At 40.9% G+C, this 20,150-nt stretch carries 16 protein-coding genes; 5 read left to right on the plus strand and 11 right to left on the minus strand.

Annotated features, from left to right (window positions below; all coding sequences use genetic code 11):
* Positions 1-297: 297 nt before the first annotated feature.
* The gene (gene pflB, locus SORDD15_RS07075; RefSeq protein ID WP_000260613.1) at positions 298-2,613 is read right to left on the minus strand and encodes a formate C-acetyltransferase; all 2,316 of its coding nucleotides are present in this window, start codon (positions 2,611-2,613) and stop codon (positions 298-300) included.
* 232 nt (positions 2,614-2,845) lie between these two features.
* Between pflB and dinB the strand changes: the two genes are divergently transcribed.
* The 3 genes from dinB (at position 2,846) to SORDD15_RS07090 (ending at position 5,532) form a co-directional block, all read left to right on the plus strand.
* Positions 2,846-3,907 carry a DNA polymerase IV gene (gene dinB / locus SORDD15_RS07080; RefSeq protein WP_061415930.1) on the plus strand — a complete coding sequence of 354 codons (1,062 nt, stop codon included), beginning with the start codon at positions 2,846-2,848 and terminating at the stop codon, positions 3,905-3,907.
* A gap of 567 nt (positions 3,908-4,474) precedes the next feature.
* The gene (locus SORDD15_RS07085; protein WP_061415932.1) at positions 4,475-4,798 is read left to right on the plus strand and encodes a hypothetical protein; all 324 of its coding nucleotides are present in this window, start codon (positions 4,475-4,477) and stop codon (positions 4,796-4,798) included.
* Positions 4,799-4,899: 101 nt separating this feature from the next.
* The gene (locus SORDD15_RS07090; RefSeq protein ID WP_061415936.1) at positions 4,900-5,532 is read left to right on the plus strand and encodes a TetR/AcrR family transcriptional regulator; all 633 of its coding nucleotides are present in this window, start codon (positions 4,900-4,902) and stop codon (positions 5,530-5,532) included.
* Positions 5,533-5,685: 153 nt separating this feature from the next.
* On the opposite strand, the gene SORDD15_RS07095 is transcribed toward SORDD15_RS07090, so the two are convergent.
* Together SORDD15_RS07095 and SORDD15_RS07100 are read right to left on the minus strand one after the other, a co-directional pair.
* The gene (locus SORDD15_RS07095; protein ID WP_000273572.1) at positions 5,686-6,531 is read right to left on the minus strand and encodes an undecaprenyl-diphosphate phosphatase; all 846 of its coding nucleotides are present in this window, start codon (positions 6,529-6,531) and stop codon (positions 5,686-5,688) included.
* Positions 6,532-6,590: 59 nt separating this feature from the next.
* Positions 6,591-8,486 (minus strand): DUF2207 domain-containing protein, encoded by a 1,896-nt coding sequence (locus SORDD15_RS07100; protein ID WP_061415938.1) that lies wholly within the window; start codon positions 8,484-8,486, stop codon positions 6,591-6,593.
* 135 nt (positions 8,487-8,621) lie between these two features.
* Here SORDD15_RS07100 and SORDD15_RS07105 point away from each other — a divergent pair, with 135 nt between their 5' ends.
* Together SORDD15_RS07105 and SORDD15_RS07110 are read left to right on the plus strand one after the other, a co-directional pair.
* Entirely contained in the window at positions 8,622-10,184 is a 1,563-nt protein-coding gene (locus SORDD15_RS07105) for an ABC transporter substrate-binding protein/permease (RefSeq protein WP_061415940.1), read from the plus strand.
* The gene (locus tag SORDD15_RS07110) at positions 10,184-10,924 is read left to right on the plus strand and encodes an amino acid ABC transporter ATP-binding protein (protein WP_061415942.1); all 741 of its coding nucleotides are present in this window, start codon (positions 10,184-10,186) and stop codon (positions 10,922-10,924) included. The genes SORDD15_RS07105 and SORDD15_RS07110 overlap by 1 nt, the downstream gene beginning before the upstream one ends.
* 92 nt (positions 10,925-11,016) lie before the next feature.
* Here the strand turns inward: SORDD15_RS07110 and SORDD15_RS07115 are convergent, their stop codons facing one another.
* The 8 genes from SORDD15_RS07115 to rpsG form a co-directional block, all read right to left on the minus strand.
* The gene (locus SORDD15_RS07115; protein WP_001130031.1) at positions 11,017-11,232 is read right to left on the minus strand and encodes a capsule biosynthesis transcriptional regulator; all 216 of its coding nucleotides are present in this window, start codon (positions 11,230-11,232) and stop codon (positions 11,017-11,019) included.
* 106 nt (positions 11,233-11,338) lie between these two features.
* Complete coding sequence (locus tag SORDD15_RS07120) at positions 11,339-12,235, minus strand: SPFH domain-containing protein (RefSeq protein WP_000479681.1); 897 nt, start codon at positions 12,233-12,235, stop codon at positions 11,339-11,341.
* 82 nt (positions 12,236-12,317) lie between these two features.
* Positions 12,318-13,568 (minus strand): threonine ammonia-lyase IlvA, encoded by a 1,251-nt coding sequence (gene ilvA / locus SORDD15_RS07125; RefSeq protein ID WP_061415944.1) that lies wholly within the window; start codon positions 13,566-13,568, stop codon positions 12,318-12,320.
* A 79-nt stretch (positions 13,569-13,647) separates the two neighbouring features.
* The gene (gene ilvC / locus SORDD15_RS07130; RefSeq protein WP_000290683.1) at positions 13,648-14,670 is read right to left on the minus strand and encodes a ketol-acid reductoisomerase; all 1,023 of its coding nucleotides are present in this window, start codon (positions 14,668-14,670) and stop codon (positions 13,648-13,650) included.
* A gap of 180 nt (positions 14,671-14,850) precedes the next feature.
* Positions 14,851-15,327 (minus strand): acetolactate synthase small subunit, encoded by a 477-nt coding sequence (gene ilvN / locus SORDD15_RS07135; RefSeq protein WP_061415946.1) that lies wholly within the window; start codon positions 15,325-15,327, stop codon positions 14,851-14,853.
* Positions 15,320-17,020, minus strand: a complete 1,701-nt coding sequence (locus SORDD15_RS07140) for an acetolactate synthase large subunit (RefSeq protein WP_061415948.1) — start codon at positions 17,018-17,020, stop codon at positions 15,320-15,322. The genes ilvN and SORDD15_RS07140 overlap by 8 nt, the downstream gene beginning before the upstream one ends.
* A 322-nt stretch (positions 17,021-17,342) precedes the next feature.
* Positions 17,343-19,424 (minus strand): elongation factor G, encoded by a 2,082-nt coding sequence (gene fusA / locus SORDD15_RS07145; protein WP_000090339.1) that lies wholly within the window; start codon positions 19,422-19,424, stop codon positions 17,343-17,345.
* 243 nt (positions 19,425-19,667) lie between these two features.
* Entirely contained in the window at positions 19,668-20,138 is a 471-nt protein-coding gene (gene rpsG, locus SORDD15_RS07150) for a 30S ribosomal protein S7 (protein WP_000087873.1), read from the minus strand.
* Positions 20,139-20,150 lie beyond the last annotated feature (12 nt).

Genomic DNA, 20,150 nt, shown 5'->3' on the forward strand with positions numbered 1-20,150 from the left:
TACGTATAATTTCTGGTTTTTCCTTCTTAAATAAGCCTTCTATCATCTTCTTTTCAAAGTCTGTTAGATTTAACATAGGCCTCACCCCTTTCTAGGGTATCTATCGTACATTCTCAAGAAATAGAATCATTGAAAATGAAGTTTTCTAAGGAATTCATTTTCCTTATGTTTCTACTATATCACATTGGTCAGTAAAAGTCAATAACTTTTTGACCAAATTTGACTATTTTTTTAAAATTTTTTAAGCACACAAAAAGCCAGTCAGACCGACTGGCTTTTCTCTATTACAATTGAATTTTAGCTCAATGCGTCATCCATTGAAAGAACTTCATGGAAGACACGTTGTGTCAATTCAGTTTTTTGTTCTGGAGTGAGGTATTTAGTGTTAACACAGTATCCAGAGATACGAACGATAACATCTTCACCTGACATGATCTTTTCGTAAACATCGTTCAAGTCCATAACGTTCAAGTTAACGTGTTGTCCACCGTTTTCAAAGTAACCATCAAGGATTGTTACCAAGTTATCAACTTGCTCGTCACGAGTCTTACCAAGAGCACGTGGAGAAACTTGAGTTGTCAATGAGATACCGTCAGCTGCGTAACCAAAGTCAAGGCTAGCAAGTGAGTTCAAGTTTTGCAACCATCCACCTTTAGCTTTGTTAGATGGGTTCGCACCTGGTGAGAAGAATTCAAGTTTAGACAAGTTCACAGAACCATCTTCGTTGAGGTATACACCTTTGTGGACTGGTGAGTTACCAGTTTGTTTAGAGTAAGCAACGTTAGATGTGATTGTCAAAAGTGATACAGTAGCTTCTGCGTCTTTGTAAAGTTTGTGGCTACGTAGACGAGTTGTGTAAGCTTCAATCAACCATTCTGCCAATTCGTTTGAACGTGGGTCATCTTCACCCCAACGTGGGTATTCACCGATTGTTTCGTAATCGTAGATGTAGCCATCTTCGTCACGGATTGGTTTAACAGTAGCATATTTAATCGCTGACAATGTATCAACAGTGTTAGCAAATCCACAGATACCGAATCCCATGTTGGCACGTTGTTTAGTTGGCAAGAAGGCCATTTGAACCGCTTCGTAGTTGTACTTGTCAGTCATGTAGTGGATGATGTTCAAAGCATCTACATAAGTGTCAGTCAACCAGTCAAGAGATTTTTCAAAGTTCGCTTTAACTGATTCGAATTCAAGAACTTCGTCACGGATAGGATCGATGTCAAATACTTTGTAGTCTTTGTGAACATCGTCGTAACCACCGTTCAAACCAGTAAGAAGGGCTTTCAAAACGTTTACACGAGCACCGAAGTACTGGATGTTGTGGCGTTGATCTTCGTTTTCTGGGTCAAGTGGTGACACACAGCATGAGATACAGCTCATTTCTCCGTATCCGTCTTTAGCCATTGTTGTTACACCTTCGTATTGGATAGAAGAGTGTTTGTGGCTCATATGCATACAGTAGCGACGGAAGTTGTATGGCAATTTATCAGTCCAAAGAACTGTCAAGTTTGGCTCTGGAGAGTTACCGATGTTGTCAAGAGTGTTCAAGAAACGGTAGTCCATCTTAGTAACACGGTGACGACCATCGTTACCCATACCAGCCATAGAAGTTGTGATGAAGGTTGGGTCACCTGAGTACAATTGGTCATAAGCTTTTGTACGAGCAAATTTAACTGTACGAAGTTTCATAACGAAATCATCAACGAACTCTTGGATTTCTGATTCAGTAAATGTACCACGAGCAAGGTCACGTTCTGCAAAGATATCCAATACGATTGGCACACGTCCTAGAGATGTAGCAGCACCATTGATAACACGGCAGACAGCCATGAAGGCGATGTTAACCCATTGAATAGCTTCTTTCGTGTTCATCGCTGGTTTGCGGACATCAACTCCGTAAAGGTCACCCAAGCGAACAACTTGTTGCAATGCTTGGTATTGAAGGTTTACTTCTTCACGAAGACGGATTGTTTCTTCATCAATTTCTTTGATCGCATTCCAGTCGTTTACTTTTTCTTGCATCAAGTAGTCTGCACCGTAAAGAGCAAGACGTGCGTAAACCCCGATGATACGTCCACGTGAGTAGGCATCTGGAAGACCTGTTACAGTGTGGGCGTGACGAGCGCGACGAATGTTTGAAGTGTAGGCACGGAAGATACCGTCGTTAACTGTTGTTACGTATTTAGTGAAGATTTCGTGAACAGCTGGATCTGGTTCGTATCCATTTTCTTTCAAAGTAGTTTCAGCCATACGGATACCACCTTTTGGCATGAAGTTCAATTTGAAGAGTTCATCGTTTTGGATACCGAAGATCAATTCGTTTTCTTTGTCGATAAATCCTGCTGGAATATCAGCAATAGATGTTGGACGAGTGTCCATTGGGAAACGAGTTTCTTCGTAGTGTGCTTTTGTTTCTTCTACGATTTTTTTGATGTGAAGTGAACGTTCTGTTGGTCCAGCAAGGAAACTTTCATCTCCATCGTAAGGTGTGTAGTTCGCTTGAACGAAGCGAGAAATGCTTGCTTTTTCTTTCCAATCTACGCCTTTGAAGCCTTCCCAAGCTTTATCAAAAATATCTTGTGCTTCAACAACTGTCTTAACAACCATGTTAATGTCCTCTTTTTTCTAGTAACAGTCATCTGTTACATTCTTGACTCAAGTATACCATACAGTAACCGATTCCAACAAGAGAAAATCGGCATTTTAGATGCTTTCTTTTATAATACAGTCTGTTTTTCACTCTGATCTGTATTATATTTTTGAAAGTTAGACTACTCTTTCCCATTTTTTCAGAAAAAAGGGTATAATAAATAGAAAATGACACTAGAAAGGGATTGGAATGCTCATATTTCCATTGATAAATGATCTGTCCAGAAAAATCATCCATATCGACATGGATGCCTTTTTTGCTTCGGTGGAAATCAGAGATAATCCTAAGTTAAAGGGCAAACCTGTCATCATTGGGAGCGACCCCAGACAAACAGGTGGTCGAGGTGTCGTTTCTACCTGTAGCTACGAAGCACGAGCTTTTGGTGTTCATTCAGCCATGAGTTCTAAAGAAGCTTATGAGCGCTGTCCCCAAGCTATCTTTATCTCAGGAAATTATGAAAAATACAAGACTGTGGGACTTGAGATTCGAGCTATTTTTAAACGCTATACAGATTTGATTGAACCTATGAGCATTGACGAGGCTTACTTAGATGTGACGGAAAATAAACTCGGTATCAAGTCTGCCGTCAAAATAGCCCGCCTCATCCAACAGGATATCTGGCAGGAGCTACACCTGACAGCTTCTGCTGGTGTTTCTTATAACAAATTTTTAGCTAAAATGGCTAGTGACTATCAAAAGCCACATGGTTTGACAGTGATTCTCCCAGATCAAGCCCAAGACTTCCTCAAACAAATGGACATTGCTAAATTTCATGGCGTGGGCAAAAAAACAGTTGAACGCCTTCATGAAATGGGCATTTATACCGGTGCAGACTTATTGGACGTTTCTGAAGTCACTTTAATCGATCGGTTTGGCAGACTCGGTTTTGATCTTTATCGAAAGGCTAGGGGTATTCATAATTCACCGGTCAAGGCCAATCGTATTCGCAAGTCCATTGGCAAGGAAAAAACCTATGGAAAGATCCTACAAGTAGAAGAAGACATTAAAAAAGAGCTGACTCTCCTCTCTGAAAAAGTAGCTCTCAATCTCAGCACGCAGGACAAAGCTGGAAAAATCATTATCCTAAAAATACGATATGCTGATTTCTCTACTCTAACTAGACGAAAAAGCCTCCCACAAGCAACACAGGACGCTAGTCAGATTTCTCAAATCGCCCTTCAACTCTACGAAGAACTAGCTGAAAAAGAAAAAGGCATCCGTTTACTAGGAGTCACAGTAACAGGATTTTAAATCCTTGAGGGGATTCATTGATTTAAATCAAATGAGGTTGAAACAAAAGTGTTTCAGCCTCATTCTGTTTTAAAAATAATTCTTAGAGCGTGGTAGCTAACCACTAAAACAGTCAGATGTACAATCTTAAATTGCTGACCAGCATTTGGCAGGCTGTATCAGTATTATTCACATTATAGACTCTAAAAATTCCTAATTCAAGAAAGCCTCTTCCTCTTATTCCCTCTCTCTTTTACTAGAAAACTGATGCTTTTGAGAAATATAGTTTAGTTTGATGTCCTACCGCATTTGTACTAGGATATATACTATAATTTTCAAGTAACATTCCCACGCATATACTTGGACTACAATATTTTTTGACAGTTTATTAATGAAAAGGAGCAGTTGGTTTTAATCAAGTATTAACTCCAACACTTCAAACTAAAAATATGAGACAGATTTCAAATAGTTCCTAGTAAAAAACACTTTTTCTCATAAGTGGTAGGTGTTGACACCTTCATTTTTATTTGTTAAACTAGAAAATATAAAAAATACCGTCCGGTCGGTTTTTGAAAGAAAGGACTTAACATGAAAAAAACTATGCTAGAAAAAACAATCGATTCTATTGCAAAACAAAATCAACGAGTACGTCAACAACAAATACGCCATCACGAAGCCATTAAAAAGCAAAAAAAGCTACAAAAAGAACAGCTTTACAGATTAACACAAGGAGAGAGCGGTATCCGACATTCTCGTTTGGGAGTGAAATGTGGGTATGCTACACTCACTGGTGGCCTCATCACTACTTTGTTTAGTCCTTGGAATGGTTTAGGAATAATGACCATTGGTGGGATTACAGTTCTCTCAAACTTGTATCACATCAAACGTATAGAAGCAAAATTAAAAAGGTAGAGTGATTTTCTTAAGGAAGGAGTCTTATTAGAGTGCTCAACGAGTACCTTTTCTTCTTTTTTTGATAAAATAAATTTAATAAAATAGAGAGAAGGAACTCAATGGTCGCAAAAACAGAAAAATCTCAAGCAATGATTGAAAAAATTTTATCAACAGCTTCACAGCTTTTTATTCACAACGGCTATGAAAAAACAAGTGTACAAAACATAGCACAAACAGCTGGCATTTCAAAAGGAGCCATTTATCACCATTTTCAATCAAAAGATGAAATTCTTTTTGCAGTTTTAAAACAGCGTTATCAATTGATGGAAAAGGAATTGGTAGACTGGCTTGAATCCACCAGTCATTTAACTGGAAGAGAACAGCTCAAAGAAATCTTTCAGTTTAGTTTAAAAAGTCAGAAAACGAACTACGAAATGTTGAATCACACGCCTCTTGATGCGGAGTTCATGCTGACTATTATTCGTTACAATCTGCGTATAGGAACTCCCCTTATTGCAGATATTATAAAAAAAGGAATAGAAGATCAGTCTATCCAACCTATCCCCTTCCCTAATGAAGCAGCTGAGACAATCTTGCTTTTGACTAACTTTTGGGTAGAAGAGAGTATTTTTGAAAATTCTTCCGAAAAAATTGTTGATCGTATCTATTTTTTACAATTTATGCTTCAATCCATTGGATTAGATATTTTTGATGAATCTTTGATCCAAGAAATTTTAAGTCAATCAAATTAAATACAATCTTTTCGTTTACTTTTAAAGCCGTGGGCAAACGTAGAGCAAGGTGACATAATAAGGTAATAAAAAATAAACTAAACGATTATAAAAAAATAGGATAGTTCCCCGAATGTTTTTTGGCGAACCATCCTATTTTATTCTATTTTCAACTTATACAAATAAACGCACAAAACTATAGAGCAACAAGACACTACCGAGTACGATACGGTATTTACCAAAGAGTGTAAAGTCGTGCTTCTTCACATAGCTGGTCAAGAAACGAATGGCAACCATACTGACCGCGAAGGCAACACCCATAGCTACCAAGAGCAAGAACAGTTGTCCAAAACTCAAGAGTTGACCTGCTTTAATAAATTTAAAAATCTTTAAAGCACTGGCTCCGAACATAACAGGAATTCCGAGATAAAAGGTAAACTCTGTTACGACTGAGCGGCTTGTTCCATTCAACAAACCACCAACGATAGTCGCACCTGAACGGCTCGTTCCCGGGAAGAGGGCGAGGACTTGGAAGAGCCCAATGTAAAGGGCTGTTTTATAAGGCAGCTTGTCAAGCTCTGTTACTGTTGGTTCAATGGCTTGCGCCTTATTTCGTTTTTCAAGGTAGATAAAGGCAACACCATAGATAATCAACATGATTGCAACTGAAACCATGTTATGGAAGTTGGCATCAAACCAATCATCTAGTTTAAAAACCAATAGCAAAGGCAAGGTCGCAACCAAGACTTTTGACCACAATTGCCAAGTCCTACGAACTTCGACCTTAGTTTTACCAGGTTTGAAGGGATTGAGCTTGTTAAAGTAAATGACCATAACTGCTAAAATGGCACCAAGCTGAATGACAACATTAAACATAGACATGAAGGCTTCATTTTGGTCCTTGTATTGGACAAATTCTTCAACCAAGATCAAGTGGCCAGTACTTGAAATGGGCAACCATTCTGTAATTCCTTCAACAATCCCAAAAAAGATTGACTTCAAAATTTCAATAAAATACATACATTACTCCTTTTTCTGTCCTCTATTATAGCATAATTTCGGATGTTGCGATAGATTTTTTAGAAGGCACCGATGCTACCACCGCCTCCTCCTCCTGAGAATCCTCCACCTGAAGAACCACTTCCAGAAGATACCGAGTAATTGCTAGCTGTATTTGCGACAGCAGTATATTGCTTGATTTGTGCAGTTGAGGTGTAGAACTGTGAGTGCCAACCATAGGCTACATAAAGATTCAAATCTGGATTTTCAAGCTGAATATGACGGACTTTCATTAACTTGCTCACCTTCTTGGCATAACCAAAGAGAGTCGCATAGACCAGTAGACGGTTCCAAAGGACGATGCTCTCTAGCTCGGCCTGATCCAGATGAGCGATGTCGCGAAGCATATTTTCAAAACTCGTCCAGAGATAGAAGATCTCCGCTCCTTCCTCTGTTAGAACTCCATCGCGATAGGCTCCTCGCGTGGCAAGATAAACCCAGAAACTAGCCCCTAATCCTGTCAATCCTAAGAGTAGAAATGGGATCGAAAAGAAGCCATGTGTTTGCCAGCTATAGTAAAAGAATAGCAGTCCACCTAGAGCTGTTATGGCTGAACAGACCCGCATCCCGAGAGCAAGGCGACGTTCCTCACTTGTCAAGGGACGATAGTAGCTTGGGATACGAAGTACATGGACCTTATCCTTGACACAAGACTGAATGCGTTGAAGTCTTCCTTCAAAGGAGCGTTTGAGACGCGAGCCTGTTTCTCGGATATGTTTTTCATCTGACTCTTTGGCACCACGGTAAAGGGAAGATGAAACTTGGTAATCAGGGAAGAGCTCTGAAATAGCCAATTTTTTCTTATTTGACAAAGTCATGCGCAGACATTCCTTCTCAAAATTGGATAAACCCTTTTCACTGATAATGCGCACATAAGGTTCCTCATCACCTTGGAAAATAGATAAATGACCTCGATCTACTAAATCCAACAAGGTTGCCTGAATCAAACGTTCAAAAGTAAATTTACCAAACCCTGATTTGTTTAGGGGATTGACTTCCTCTAAGGACGTTGAATACACTGCTTCTGCTAAAACCATTGGAGGCAAATCCATCGGTGGTTCGTAGAGTCGATGATCTTTTGGAAAGACCTTTTTAATGCTTGTACTCTGACGAAACATCCTATAGAAGATAGGAACTAGAAGTAAGAGACTCATAAAAATGACGGGGAATACCCATTTCATCAACATCTCACTTTGCGCTTTTTCTGTTGCTATATTGCTTTCAATCCGGTTAAAATCGGTTAAACGTTCTTCCTCTAACCCTTGATCTGGAGCTCCTGCAAAAGCACTTCTAGGCCAGTATGCGTGTAATTCGATCTGTCGCTTTCTAGGAAGGTCTTTCATTTTGACATGATAGAGATTATTTACTTTTTCAACACTAGAGTCCCTTAGGAGTTGACCTGCATGAAAATAGAGTTTCTCTGCTGGGGTATCAGAGCTAACCTTAAACTCAATCTCTTTGATATCTCCAGTACTATCTGTCAAGGGTTGCCAATTTAGCTCTGCGATATCCTTATATAAGAAGAGAAGGTTTGTTAGTTTCCAGGTAACCGTTACCCGAACAGTATCTCCGGCATATCCAGCATTGTAAATTTTTACCTTGTAGCCGTCCTCTTCCTCCATAGTATAGAAGGAAGCATTTTGAACAATTCTTCCATTTTTAGAGACCTGAACGGTCGGATCGGGATCAATGTCAAATCCTTCCGGCATTTTCCCAGCTTTCCCGAGTCCAACTAACTGACCATTATAATCATCTCCAAAGCGGTAGGTAATTGTTTCCTTAAAAATTGCAGTATTATCTGCATGAATATTCAAATCACCCTGATAGGATAAGATATCAAAGTCTACTGCAAACACCAAACGGGGTATAAACAATAAATAGGTAAATGCCAAAGTGAGTAGCCATCTTTTTTTCATAACACATCCCCTTTCACTCTTTTTCCTATTATATCATTTTTTATAAGTAAAGGTTTACTTGTATTGAAAATCTGAGTGTTTTTCGATACAATAGAGAGAAGTCTTTTTTGACGATAACTAGAAATAGGAGAAATCATGAAGAAATTATATTTAACAGTGTTTACAGGACTAGCTCTTATGCTAGGATTTACGACACCAACACAAGCCGATGAATATTTACGCATCGGGATGGAGGCAGCCTACGCCCCCTTCAACTGGACCCAGGACGACAACACCAATGGTGCCGTCAAGATTGAGGGAACCAATCAATACGCCAACGGTTATGACGTTCAAATTGCTAAAAAGATCGCTCAAGATTTGGGCAAAGAACCCTTGGTCGTTAAAACCAAGTGGGAAGGTTTAGTCCCAGCTCTTACTTCTGGTAAGATTGACATGATCATCGCTGGGATGAGTCCGACTGCGGAGCGCAAACAAGAAATCGCCTTTTCAAGCAGCTACTACACCAGTGAACCCGTTCTTTTGGTCAAAAAAGAAGGCAGCTACGCCAATGCTCAGACTTTAAATGATTTTAGCGGTGCTAAAATCACTTCCCAACAGGGTGTCTACCTTTATGATCTAATCGACCAAATCCCAGGTGCGCAAAAAGAAACAGCCATGGGAGACTTCGCCCAAATGCGTCAAGCTCTGGAAGCTGGTGTTATTGATGCCTATGTTTCTGAACGACCTGAAGCAATGACCGCTGAGTCTGCTAACGCTAAGTTCAAAATGATCCAACCCCAACCAGGTTTCAAAACTGGCGAAGAAGATACAGCTATTGCCATTGGACTTCGTAAAGATGATAGTCGCATCAGCCAAATCAATGCCAGCATCGAAACCATCTCTAAGGATGAACAAGTAGCCCTCATGGATCGTATGATCAAAGAGCAACCTGTGGAGTCTACAACAACAGAGGAAGAAAGTAGTTTCTTTAGCCAAGTCGCTAAGATTCTTTCTGAGAACTGGCAACAACTCTTGCGTGGTGCTGGTATCACACTCTTAATCTCCATTATCGGAACCATCACGGGTCTTATCATCGGTCTTGCTATCGGTGTCTTTCGTACCGCCCCTCAATCTGAAAACAAGACTCTTGCAGGCCTGCAAAAGCTTCTAGGTTGGTTCCTCAATGTCTACATTGAAATCTTCCGAGGAACTCCTATGATCGTTCAATCCATGGTCATCTACTATGGAACAGCCCAAGCTTTCGGGATCAATCTTGATCGGACGCTAGCAGCCATCTTTATCGTTTCCATCAATACGGGTGCCTACATGACTGAAATTGTTCGCGGAGGGATCTTAGCCGTTGACAAGGGGCAATTTGAAGCTGCAACTGCGCTTGGTATGTCCCACAACCAAACCATGCGCAAGATCGTCCTCCCACAAGTTGTCCGCAACATTCTTCCTGCGACTGGGAATGAATTTGTTATCAACATCAAGGACACCTCTGTCTTGAACGTTATTTCAGTTGTTGAGCTTTATTTCTCAGGAAATACTGTAGCAACACAAACCTATCAATACTTCCAGACCTTTACCATCATCGCCGTGATTTACTTTGTCCTCACCTTTACCGTGACCCGTATCCTTCGCTTCATTGAAAAACGCATGGATATGGATACCTACACGACAGGTGCCAACCAAATGCAAACGGAGGATTTGAAATAATGACCAACACAATCCTTGAAATCAACCACCTCAAAAAATCTTACGGACAAAATGAAGTCCTAAAAGACATTTCTCTGACCGTTCATAAAGGAGAGGTGATTTCCATCATCGGAAGTTCCGGAAGCGGTAAATCCACTTTCCTTCGCTCCATCAACCTGCTTGAAACACCGACCGAGGGAGAAATCCTCTACCACGGACAAAACGTCCTTGAAAAAGGTTACGATCTGACCCAGTATAGAGAAAAGTTGGGCATGGTCTTTCAATCCTTCAATCTTTTTGAAAATTTAAATGTCCTTGAAAATACCATCGTGGCTCAAACAACCGTTCTCAAACGGGAGCGCTCAGAAGCCGAAGCTATCGCCAAGGAAAACCTTGAGAAGGTCGGCATGGGTGAGCGCTACTGGCAAGCCAAACCCAAACAACTCTCAGGGGGGCAAAAACAACGCGTGGCTATCGCCCGCGCTCTCTCCATGAATCCTGACGCCATTCTCTTCGACGAACCAACATCTGCTCTTGACCCTGAAATGGTCGGCGAAGTCCTCAAAATTATGCAGGACCTAGCTCAAGAAGGCTTGACCATGATCGTCGTAACCCACGAAATGGAGTTCGCTCGCGATGTCTCTCATCGTGTCATCTTTATGGATAAAGGCGTCATTGCTGAAGAAGGCAAGCCAGAAGACCTCTTCACGAACCCTAAAGAAGAACGGACAAAAGAATTTCTTCAACGCTATCTCAGCTAATAAACAAAGACTGCATAAAGAATGCAGTCTTTTTAGTTTGTAATTGTAAAGAAAAGGCAGACTCGATTCAGGAATCTGCCTGTGACCACAGTTTAATCTTCAAATTTTTCATGATTTTTTTCATAGAAATCGATTAAACCAAGAGCTGTTTCAAATGAAATATTTTTAACTTTTGCGCGTCCTTGTGCTAGAGCAATGATAGACATTTCACGCGCATTCGTTTCTTTAGAGATACGGTAGCCTGTGATTTTCTTATCACGAACCCAGCCAACAACTGCTTCTACTTTTTCAAAGTTCGACTTAGCCATGTTCTTCTCCTAAATTATTCTTTACAATACTTAATTGTATACGTTTTTATTTCATTTGTCAATAAAAAAACATATATTCGTCGTAACTATATTATTCTGCATATTTTTATTTGGCTTTTAAAGCCGATAATATATGAGTTCTTATGTCCTCAACTCCATTAGGATTTGCTGGTAGGAAGATTGTATTATTACCCTCTTTGTCTGCAAAATTATTCAACGTATCTAAATACTGGTTCGTTAATAGGATAGACATGATTTGTTCTTCAGTTAGCTCAACATTGGCTCCCTTTAACTCTTGGATAGAATCAGCTAGTCCGTCAACAATTGCTTTACGCTGCTCTGCAATCCCTACACCATGTAGGCGATCTTTTTCTGCTTCTGCTTCAGCTGCGGTCACGATTTTAATCTTATCTGCTTCAGCAAGCTCTTGCGCCGCAACTCTCTTACGTTGAGCCGCATTAATTTCATTCATTGATTGTTTTACTTCAGCATCAGGTTCAACCTTAGTAATCAGCGTTTTGACAATGATATACCCATACGTAGACATTTCTTCAGCCACTTGTTTTTGAACTTCTAAGGCGATTTCATCCTTCTTCTCAAACAACTCATCTAGGGTTAGCTTTGGTACAGATGAACGCAAAGCATCTTCAATATAGGATTTAATTTGGGCTTCTGGACGCATCAATTTATAATAGGCATCTGTGACATTGTTTTCATTTACTCGATACTGAGTTGCCACATTCATCGTTACAAATACATTATCTTGCGTCTTTGTCTCTACAACAATCTCACTTTGCAACAAGCGTAGTTGAACTCTTGCCGCAATCCTATCAATCCCAAAAGGAGCTCGTAAATGAATACCACTATTGCTCAATTTTTGGTATTTACCAAAGCGTTCTATGATAGCGACAGATTGTTGTCGAACCACATACACAGAACTAACCATAATCACTGATGCAATCACCACTAAAAACAATAAAACAAGTAAAATTTGTAAAAACATGGGAATCTCCCCCTTTCGTCACCCTCATTATAGCACCATCATTACCATTACGCAAATAATATGATAATAATTTTATTTTAGCTTAAACTAGCATATTATACAACGTTTCGTTCCCATTCAAATTAATATAAGATGGGTCAAACTTTTCCATTCGATGAATCAATCCAGCATAATCATGCTTATTGGCAAGAGCAATCCCAATCAATACAGGGCCTGTCCCCTTGCTTGCTCGTTTGATATATTCAAAACGAGTGATGTCATCATTTGGCCCCAAAATGTCATTTACAAACTCTCGTAGAGCTCCTGGACGTTGTGGGAAATTCACTACAAAGTAATGCTTGATTCCATCGTAAATCAAGGCACGTTCTTCCATCTCTGGCATACGGTTGATATCGTTATTTCCCCCAGAAATGATACAACAAATCGTCTTGCCTTTGATATAGTCTGATAAAACTTCCAAGGCTGCAACACTAGCAGCACCTGCTGGTTCCGCTACAATACCTTGTTTGGAATAAAGATCAATCAAGGTTTCGGAAATCAATCCCTCGTCCACCCCAATCAGCGTTTCAACATTCTGACGGGTTGCTTCATAGGTTAATTGTCCAACCTTTTGTACGGCTATCCCATCAGCGAATTTGTCAATCTCTTTGAGTTTAACTGGTCCTCCAGCTTCAAAGGCAGCTTTCATAGAGCGAGCACCATTAGCTTCTACCCCGATCACTTCAATAGTCGGGTTGGTTTCCTTAATATAAGTAGAAACACCGGCAATCAATCCGCCACCGCCTACTGGTACAAGTACTGTATCAAAATCAATAGACTCTTTACGGGCTTCTTCAAGAATTTCATAGGCTACAGTCCCTTGACCAGCCTGAACATGCGCATCATCAAAAGGATCGATGAAGGTGCGGTTTTCTGTTAATGTAAATTCTTGTGCTGCCTTAGCAGAAGCATCAAAGGTATCCCCAACCAACTTGATTGTCACAAACTCTCCACCGAAAAAGCGAACCTGCCCAATCTTTTGTTGCGGTGTTGTAATAGGCATAAAGATGGTTGCAGGAATCTTCATCTCATTACAAGTATAGGCGACACCTTGGGCATGATTTCCCGCAGAGGCACAGACTACACCACGTTCACGTTCTTCTTTTGATAGTTGAGAAATGGCATAATAGGCTCCACGAATTTTAAAAGAGCGAACTCGTTGCGCATTCTCCTTTTTGAGATAAATCTTTGCTTGGTATTTTTCTGATAAATAATGATCATATTCTAGTGGTGTATCAACTACTACACCACTCAAAACTTTGTGGGCTTTCACCACATCTTTTGCACTTAGCATTGTCTCCTCCTCAAATACTGTTTAAGATAAAAAGCGAGTTAGGTACCCCCAACTCGCCTTCTGTCTCTCTTTACAAGAATTAATTGTAGATTTTGAATGCGTCGTCGTCGTTTTTACCAACGAAAGGCATTGCTTTACGCAATTCTGCACCAACTTTTTCAATTTCAAGGTTAGCTGCTTGTTCACGGTAAGCAGTTAATTTTGGACGACCAGCCTTGTAGTCATTCACAAAGTCATTTGCAAATTTACCATTTTGGATATCTGCCAAAACAGCTTTCATATTTTCTTTCACTTGCTCAGTAATCACACGTGGACCTGATACATAGTCACCGTATTCAGCAGTGTTTGAAATAGATTGACGCATTTTCTTGAATCCACCTTCATAGATCAAGTCAACGATCAATTTCATTTCATGAAGAACTTCAAAGTAAGCCAATTCTGGGGCGTATCCTGCTTCTGTCAAGACTTCAAAACCTGCTTCGATAAGGGCAGTCAAACCACCACAAAGTACGGCTTGTTCACCAAACAAATCTTCTTCAGTTTCTTCTTTGTAAGTTGTTTCAAGCAAACCAACACGAGCTGCCCCAACACCTTTACACCAGTCCATGGCAATGTTTTTAGCATTTCCTGTAGCGTCTTGGTAGACTGCATAAAGAGCTGGCACTCCAAATCCTTCTTCGTAAGTACGACGTACCAAGTGCCCTGGTCCTTTAGGAGCACACATGAAGACATCTACATCTGCAGGAACTTTGATAAATTCAAAGTGGATGTTGAAACCATGGGCAAATCCAACTGCATTTCCAGCTTCCAAGTTTGGAGCGATTTCTGCTTCATACAATTCTTGTTGGATTTCATCTGGTGCCAAGATCATGATAACGTCAGCCAATTTAGTTGCTTCTGCTACTGTGTAAGTGTCAAATCCATCTTCTTTTGCTTTGTCAAAAGATTTACCTGGACGCACACCGATGATGACATCACGACCTGAATCACGCAAGTTTTGCGCATGCGCATGTCCTTGTGAACCATAACCGATTACGGCGATTTTTTTACCGTCAAGCGCTGCTACTTTAACATCTTTTTCGTATTCCATTTGAACTGCCATAGTTTTTCTCTCTTTTCTATTTTTTATTGCCTTATAGGCTGCTTTTACAAAATTAAGTTGGATTTTTATACTCAATGAAAATCAAAGAGCAAACTAGGAAGCTAGCCGCAGGCTGCTCAAAACACTGTTTTGAGGTTGCAGATAGAGCTGACGTGGTTTGAATTTGATTTTCGAAGAGTATTAGTCGCGGGTAAATCCAGTTGCACCCGTACGAGCGATATTTTTAATGCCGTATGGTCGAATGACTCGTAACAAAGCTTCACTCTTTTCAGCATTTCCTGTCATCTGAATAGTGATGGAGCTTGGCGCCACATCAACTACCGTTGCACGGAAGGGTTGGATAATAGCCAAGATTTCCGCACGCTTTTCAGCCGGTGCTGCAATCTTCACTAAGATAACTTCGCGCTCCAAGTGCGGTTTGTCTGTGATATCTCGAATGCGAATCACATCAATCTGACGATTGAGTTGTTTAATGATTTGCTCTACTTCATCATGAGATGCTACATCAATAATGATGGTGATGCGAGATACATTGGGGTTCTCTGTCGCACCAACTGAGATACTCTCAATATTGACTTGACGACGAGAAAGGACACCTGTAAAGCGATTGAGGACTCCTGAACGATTTTGTAGTTTTGCTGTTAACATTCTACGCATGGAACTTCACCCCCAACATCTCATGATTGCTCTTACCAGCTGGCACCATCGGTAAGACCTGTTCCTTACGAGAAATATCCACCTCGATAAACATGGGCACATCTTCCAGAATGACTTCTAGATCCTTCTCTATCGTCTCTGGATTATCAAATTTATAGTTTTTGATGCCATAAGCCTGTGCCATCAGCTGGAAGTCAGGAAGGGTATCAAAGACTGACTCGGAAGTTCTACCCTCATAGAAAGATTCCTGCCACTGACGAACCATTCCTAGTGAGTGGTTATTCAACATAACAACCTTAATCGGCACCTTGTAGATGTTTAGGATTGCTAGCTCTTGGTTGGTCATTTGGAAACCACCATCACCGACAAAAAGGATGACTTCTTTTTCTGGATTGGCAATCTTGGCTCCGATAGCTGCAGGAACTCCGAACCCCATGGTACCCAAACCACCTGAAGTGACTAACTGACGTTCATTTTGGTAAGGATAATACTGAGCTGTCCACATTTGATGCTGCCCTACGTCAGTGACAACAATGGCATCTCCATTCGTCAACTCACCAATGCGTTCAATAACGGCCTGAGGTTGAACCACACGTTCTTTCTTATCATAAGAACGAACACGATTCTTGTCCTTGGTGACTTTTTCAATCCACTTTTCAGTATTGTTATGAACAGTTGGTTCTGCCAGTAGCATCTGCAAGGCTTTCTTAGCATCCCCCACTACAGGAATATCTGCACTGATAATCTTGCCAATCTCAGCTGGATCAACGTCGATATGAGCAACCTTAGCATTCTTCGCAAAGGTCTTAGGATTCCCAGTCAAGCGGTCATCGAAACGGCAACCGATACTAATCATAAAGTCCGCTTCAGTCATTGCAATGTTGGCCGCGAAAGAACCGTGCATTCCTCCCATTCCTAGGAAGAGCGGATGACTCGTTGCAATCGTACCTTGTCCTAAAAGACTGGTCACGACTGGAATTTGGTAGCGTTCTGCAAACTCATTGAGTTCTGTAGCTGCTTCTGCATAGCTAACCCCACCACCAGCTAACAAGACTGGCTTTTTAGCCTTAGACAATTGCTTCAAGATTTTCTTGATTTGCATGTCATTCGGATCAAGCGTCGGTTGGTAACTTGGTAAATTCACCTCTGGTGAATAGATGAAATCTGTCTCTAAGGCAGATACATCCTTCGGCAAGTCAATGACAACTGGTCCTGGACGACCTGTAGTTGCGATATGGACAGCTTCCGTAATGATACGAGGGATATCAGCTGTCTCACGGACCTGGTAATTGTATTTGGTAATAGGCATGGTAATGCCCACGATATCCGCCTCCTGAAAGGCATCCTTTCCAATCCCAGCTCTTGCAACTTGGCCCGTAAAGACCAAAAGGGGAACGCTATCGCTCATGGCATCTGCAATCCCTGTAATGGCATTTGTTGCTCCCGGTCCACTCGTGACGACGGCAACGCCCAACTTTCCAGTTGATTTGGCATATCCTTCAGCTTCGTGCAAACAACCTTGCTCATGGCGTCCCAAGATGTGGCGAATACCTTTAAAATTGTATATCGCATCATACAAAGGTAAGACCGCACCACCAGGATAACCAAAAATGGTATCAATCCCTAAGTCCCGAAGTGTTCCCAAAACTAGGTCCGACCCCGTCTTAGGAGATTCTAAACTGATTTTCTCCATTGTTCCCCTTTCTCTTCTCTTAAAAAAATAGCTTGTTACTATCATACCATTTTTTCAAAAATTTTCAAGGTAAAAGAGTCAATTTTCTGAATTTTCTATCTAGAAGTGTATTTATGAATCTTTCCCTCATTTTTATTAACTTTTCTACGGAATTAGGAACCTTTATTTACTTTAATTTATCAAATTAGAATATTTTCTTTCTGGATAAAATTAGTAACTCTTTCACTTAGCGATTAAATTCGTATACTATATTCAGCAAAAATGAATAGTTAAAGACAAAAAAGGAAGCCACTAAGTGACTTCCTTCTAGAGTGAGGACTGATTAGTCTTCACCTTTGTTTTTCTTAATGATTTCTTCTTGTACTGACTTAGGTACATCTTCGTAGTGGTCAAATACCATCATGAAGGTACCACGTCCTTGAGATGCAGAACGAAGAACTGTTGCATAACCGAACATTTCAGCAAGTGGAACGTAAGCACGAACAATTTGGCTGTTACCGTGTGCTTCCATACCATCAACACGTCCACGACGAGCAGTTACGTGTCCCATAACATCACCAAGGTTTTCTTCTGGAACAGTGATGGTTACAAGCATCATTGGTTCAAGGATAGCTGGTTGTGCTGATTTAGCAGCTTCTTTAAGGGCAAGTGAAGCCGCGATCTTGAAGGCAGTTTCAGATGAGTCAACATCGTGGTATGAACCATCGTAAAGCTTAGCTTTCACGTCAACCATTGGGTAACCTGCAAGCACACCGTTAGCCATAGATTCTACCAAACCTTTTTCAACCGCTGGGATAAATTCACGAGGAACCACACCACCGACGATTGCGTTTTCGAATTCGAATCCTTTACCTTCTTCGTTTGGAGTAAATTCAATCCATACATCACCGAATTGACCTTTACCACCAGACTGACGTTTGAAGAATCCACGTGCTTGAGTAGAAGCGCGGAAGGTTTCACGGTAAGATACTTGAGGAGCACCTACGTTTGCTTCAACTTTAAACTCACGACGCATACGGTCAACAAGGACGTCAAGGTGAAGCTCACCCATACCTGAGATAACTGTTTCACCAGTTTCAACGTTTGTTTCAACGCGGAATGTTGGATCTTCCTCAGCCAATTTTTGAAGGGCGATACCCATCTTATCTTGGTCAGCTTTAGATTTTGGCTCAACCATCAATTGGATAACTGGTTCTGGAACGTTGATTGACTCAAGGATGATTTTAGCTTTTTCATCTGTCAATGAGTCACCAGTTGTAGTATCTTTCAAACCAACGGCAGCAGCGATATCACCTGAGTAAACCGTGTCAATTTCTTGACGGCTGTTCGCGTGCATTTGAAGGATACGTCCGATACGTTCACGTTTACCTTTAGAAGTGTTCAATACGTAAGAACCTGATTGAAGAACACCTGAGTATACACGGAAGAATGTCAAACGACCTACGAATGGGTCAGTCATGATCTTGAAGGCAAGAGCTGCGAATGGCTCTTCGTCAGATGCTGGACGAGTTTCTTCTTCATCTGTATCTGGGTTGATACCCTTGATCGCTGGGATATCAAGTGGGCTTGGAAGGTAATCGATAACCGCATCAAGCATCAATTGAACACCCTTGTTCTTGAAGGCAGAACCACACAATACTGGGAAGAATTCAACGTTGATAGTTGCTTTACGGATAGCAGCTTTCAATTCTTCGTTAGTGATTTCTTCACCTTCAAGGTATTTCATCATCAAGTCTTCATCAGTTTCAGCGACTGCTTCAACCAATTTTTCACGGTATTCTTGAGCTTGGTCAAGGTATTCAGCTGGAATATCTTCTTCAAGGATATCTGTACCAAGGTCGTTAGTATAGATTTCAGCTTTCATCTTGATCAAGTCGATGATACCGCGGAAGTCATCTTCAGCACCGATTGGCAATTGGATTGGGTGTGCGTTTGCTTGAAGACGGTCGTGAAGTGTACTTACTGAGTAAAGGAAGTCAGCACCGATTTTGTCCATTTTGTTGGCAAATACGATACGTGGAACTCCGTACTCAGTTGCTTGACGCCAAACTGTTTCAGTTTGAGGCTCAACACCTGATTGTGAGTCAAGAACAGTAACCGCACCGTCCAATACACGAAGAGAACGTTGTACTTCGATTGTAAAGTCCACGTGTCCTGGTGTGTCGATGATGTTTACGCGGTGGTTATTCCATTGAGCTGTTGTCGCAGCAGATGTGATAGTGATACCACGTTCTTGCTCTTGCTCCATCCAGTCCATTTGTGACGCACCTTCGTGAGTTTCACCGATTTTGTGGATTTTACCAGTGTAGTAAAGAATACGCTCAGTAGTTGTTGTTTTACCGGCATCGACGTGAGCCATGATACCGATATTACGAGTTTTTTCAAGTGAAAATTCGCGTGCCATGAGGTTTGTTTCTCCTATTTATTTTAATTTCTATTCTATTATAACACGATTTTAATAAAAACGGATAGGCAGGACCTACCCGTTCTCAATGTTTTCATGCTATTGTTGGTTTCAACTTGTAGACAAGTGGAATTGAACTCGGGCTAAAAGCTCGGAAAATAGATAAGCTTTCCTAGAATCTTTGATTCTGCGTCAAGCTTCCTAATTTTCAGTCGCTTTTTTAACGCCCTTAGTATCTTATTCTTACCAACGGAAGTGTGCGAAGGCACGGTTAGCTTCAGCCATACGGTGAGTGTCTTCACGTTTCTTAACAGCTGCACCAGTGTTGTTTGCAGCATCCAAGATTTCTTTTGCAAGACGATCTTGCATTGTGTGTTCACCACGAAGGCGAGCGATGGTTACCAACCAACGAAGTCCAAGGGTTGTACGACGTTCTGGACGTACTTCAACTGGGACTTGGTAGTTAGATCCACCAACACGACGTGCACGTACTTCAAGTACAGGCATGATGTTTTCCATAGCTGTTTCAAATACTTCAAGTGCATCGTTTCCAGTAGCTTCTTTGATTTGCTCAAAAGCACCGTAAACGATTGAAGCAGCTGTACCACGTTTACCATCAAGCATAACGCGGTTGATAAGACGAGTAACTAGTTGTGAATTGTAAAGCGGATCTGGCAATACGTCACGCTTTGGAGCTCTATTTTTACGACTCATTTCTCTTTATCC

The sequence above is a fragment of the Streptococcus oralis genome (assembly GCF_001578935.1).
Classification (GTDB): domain Bacteria; phylum Bacillota; class Bacilli; order Lactobacillales; family Streptococcaceae; genus Streptococcus; species Streptococcus oralis_R.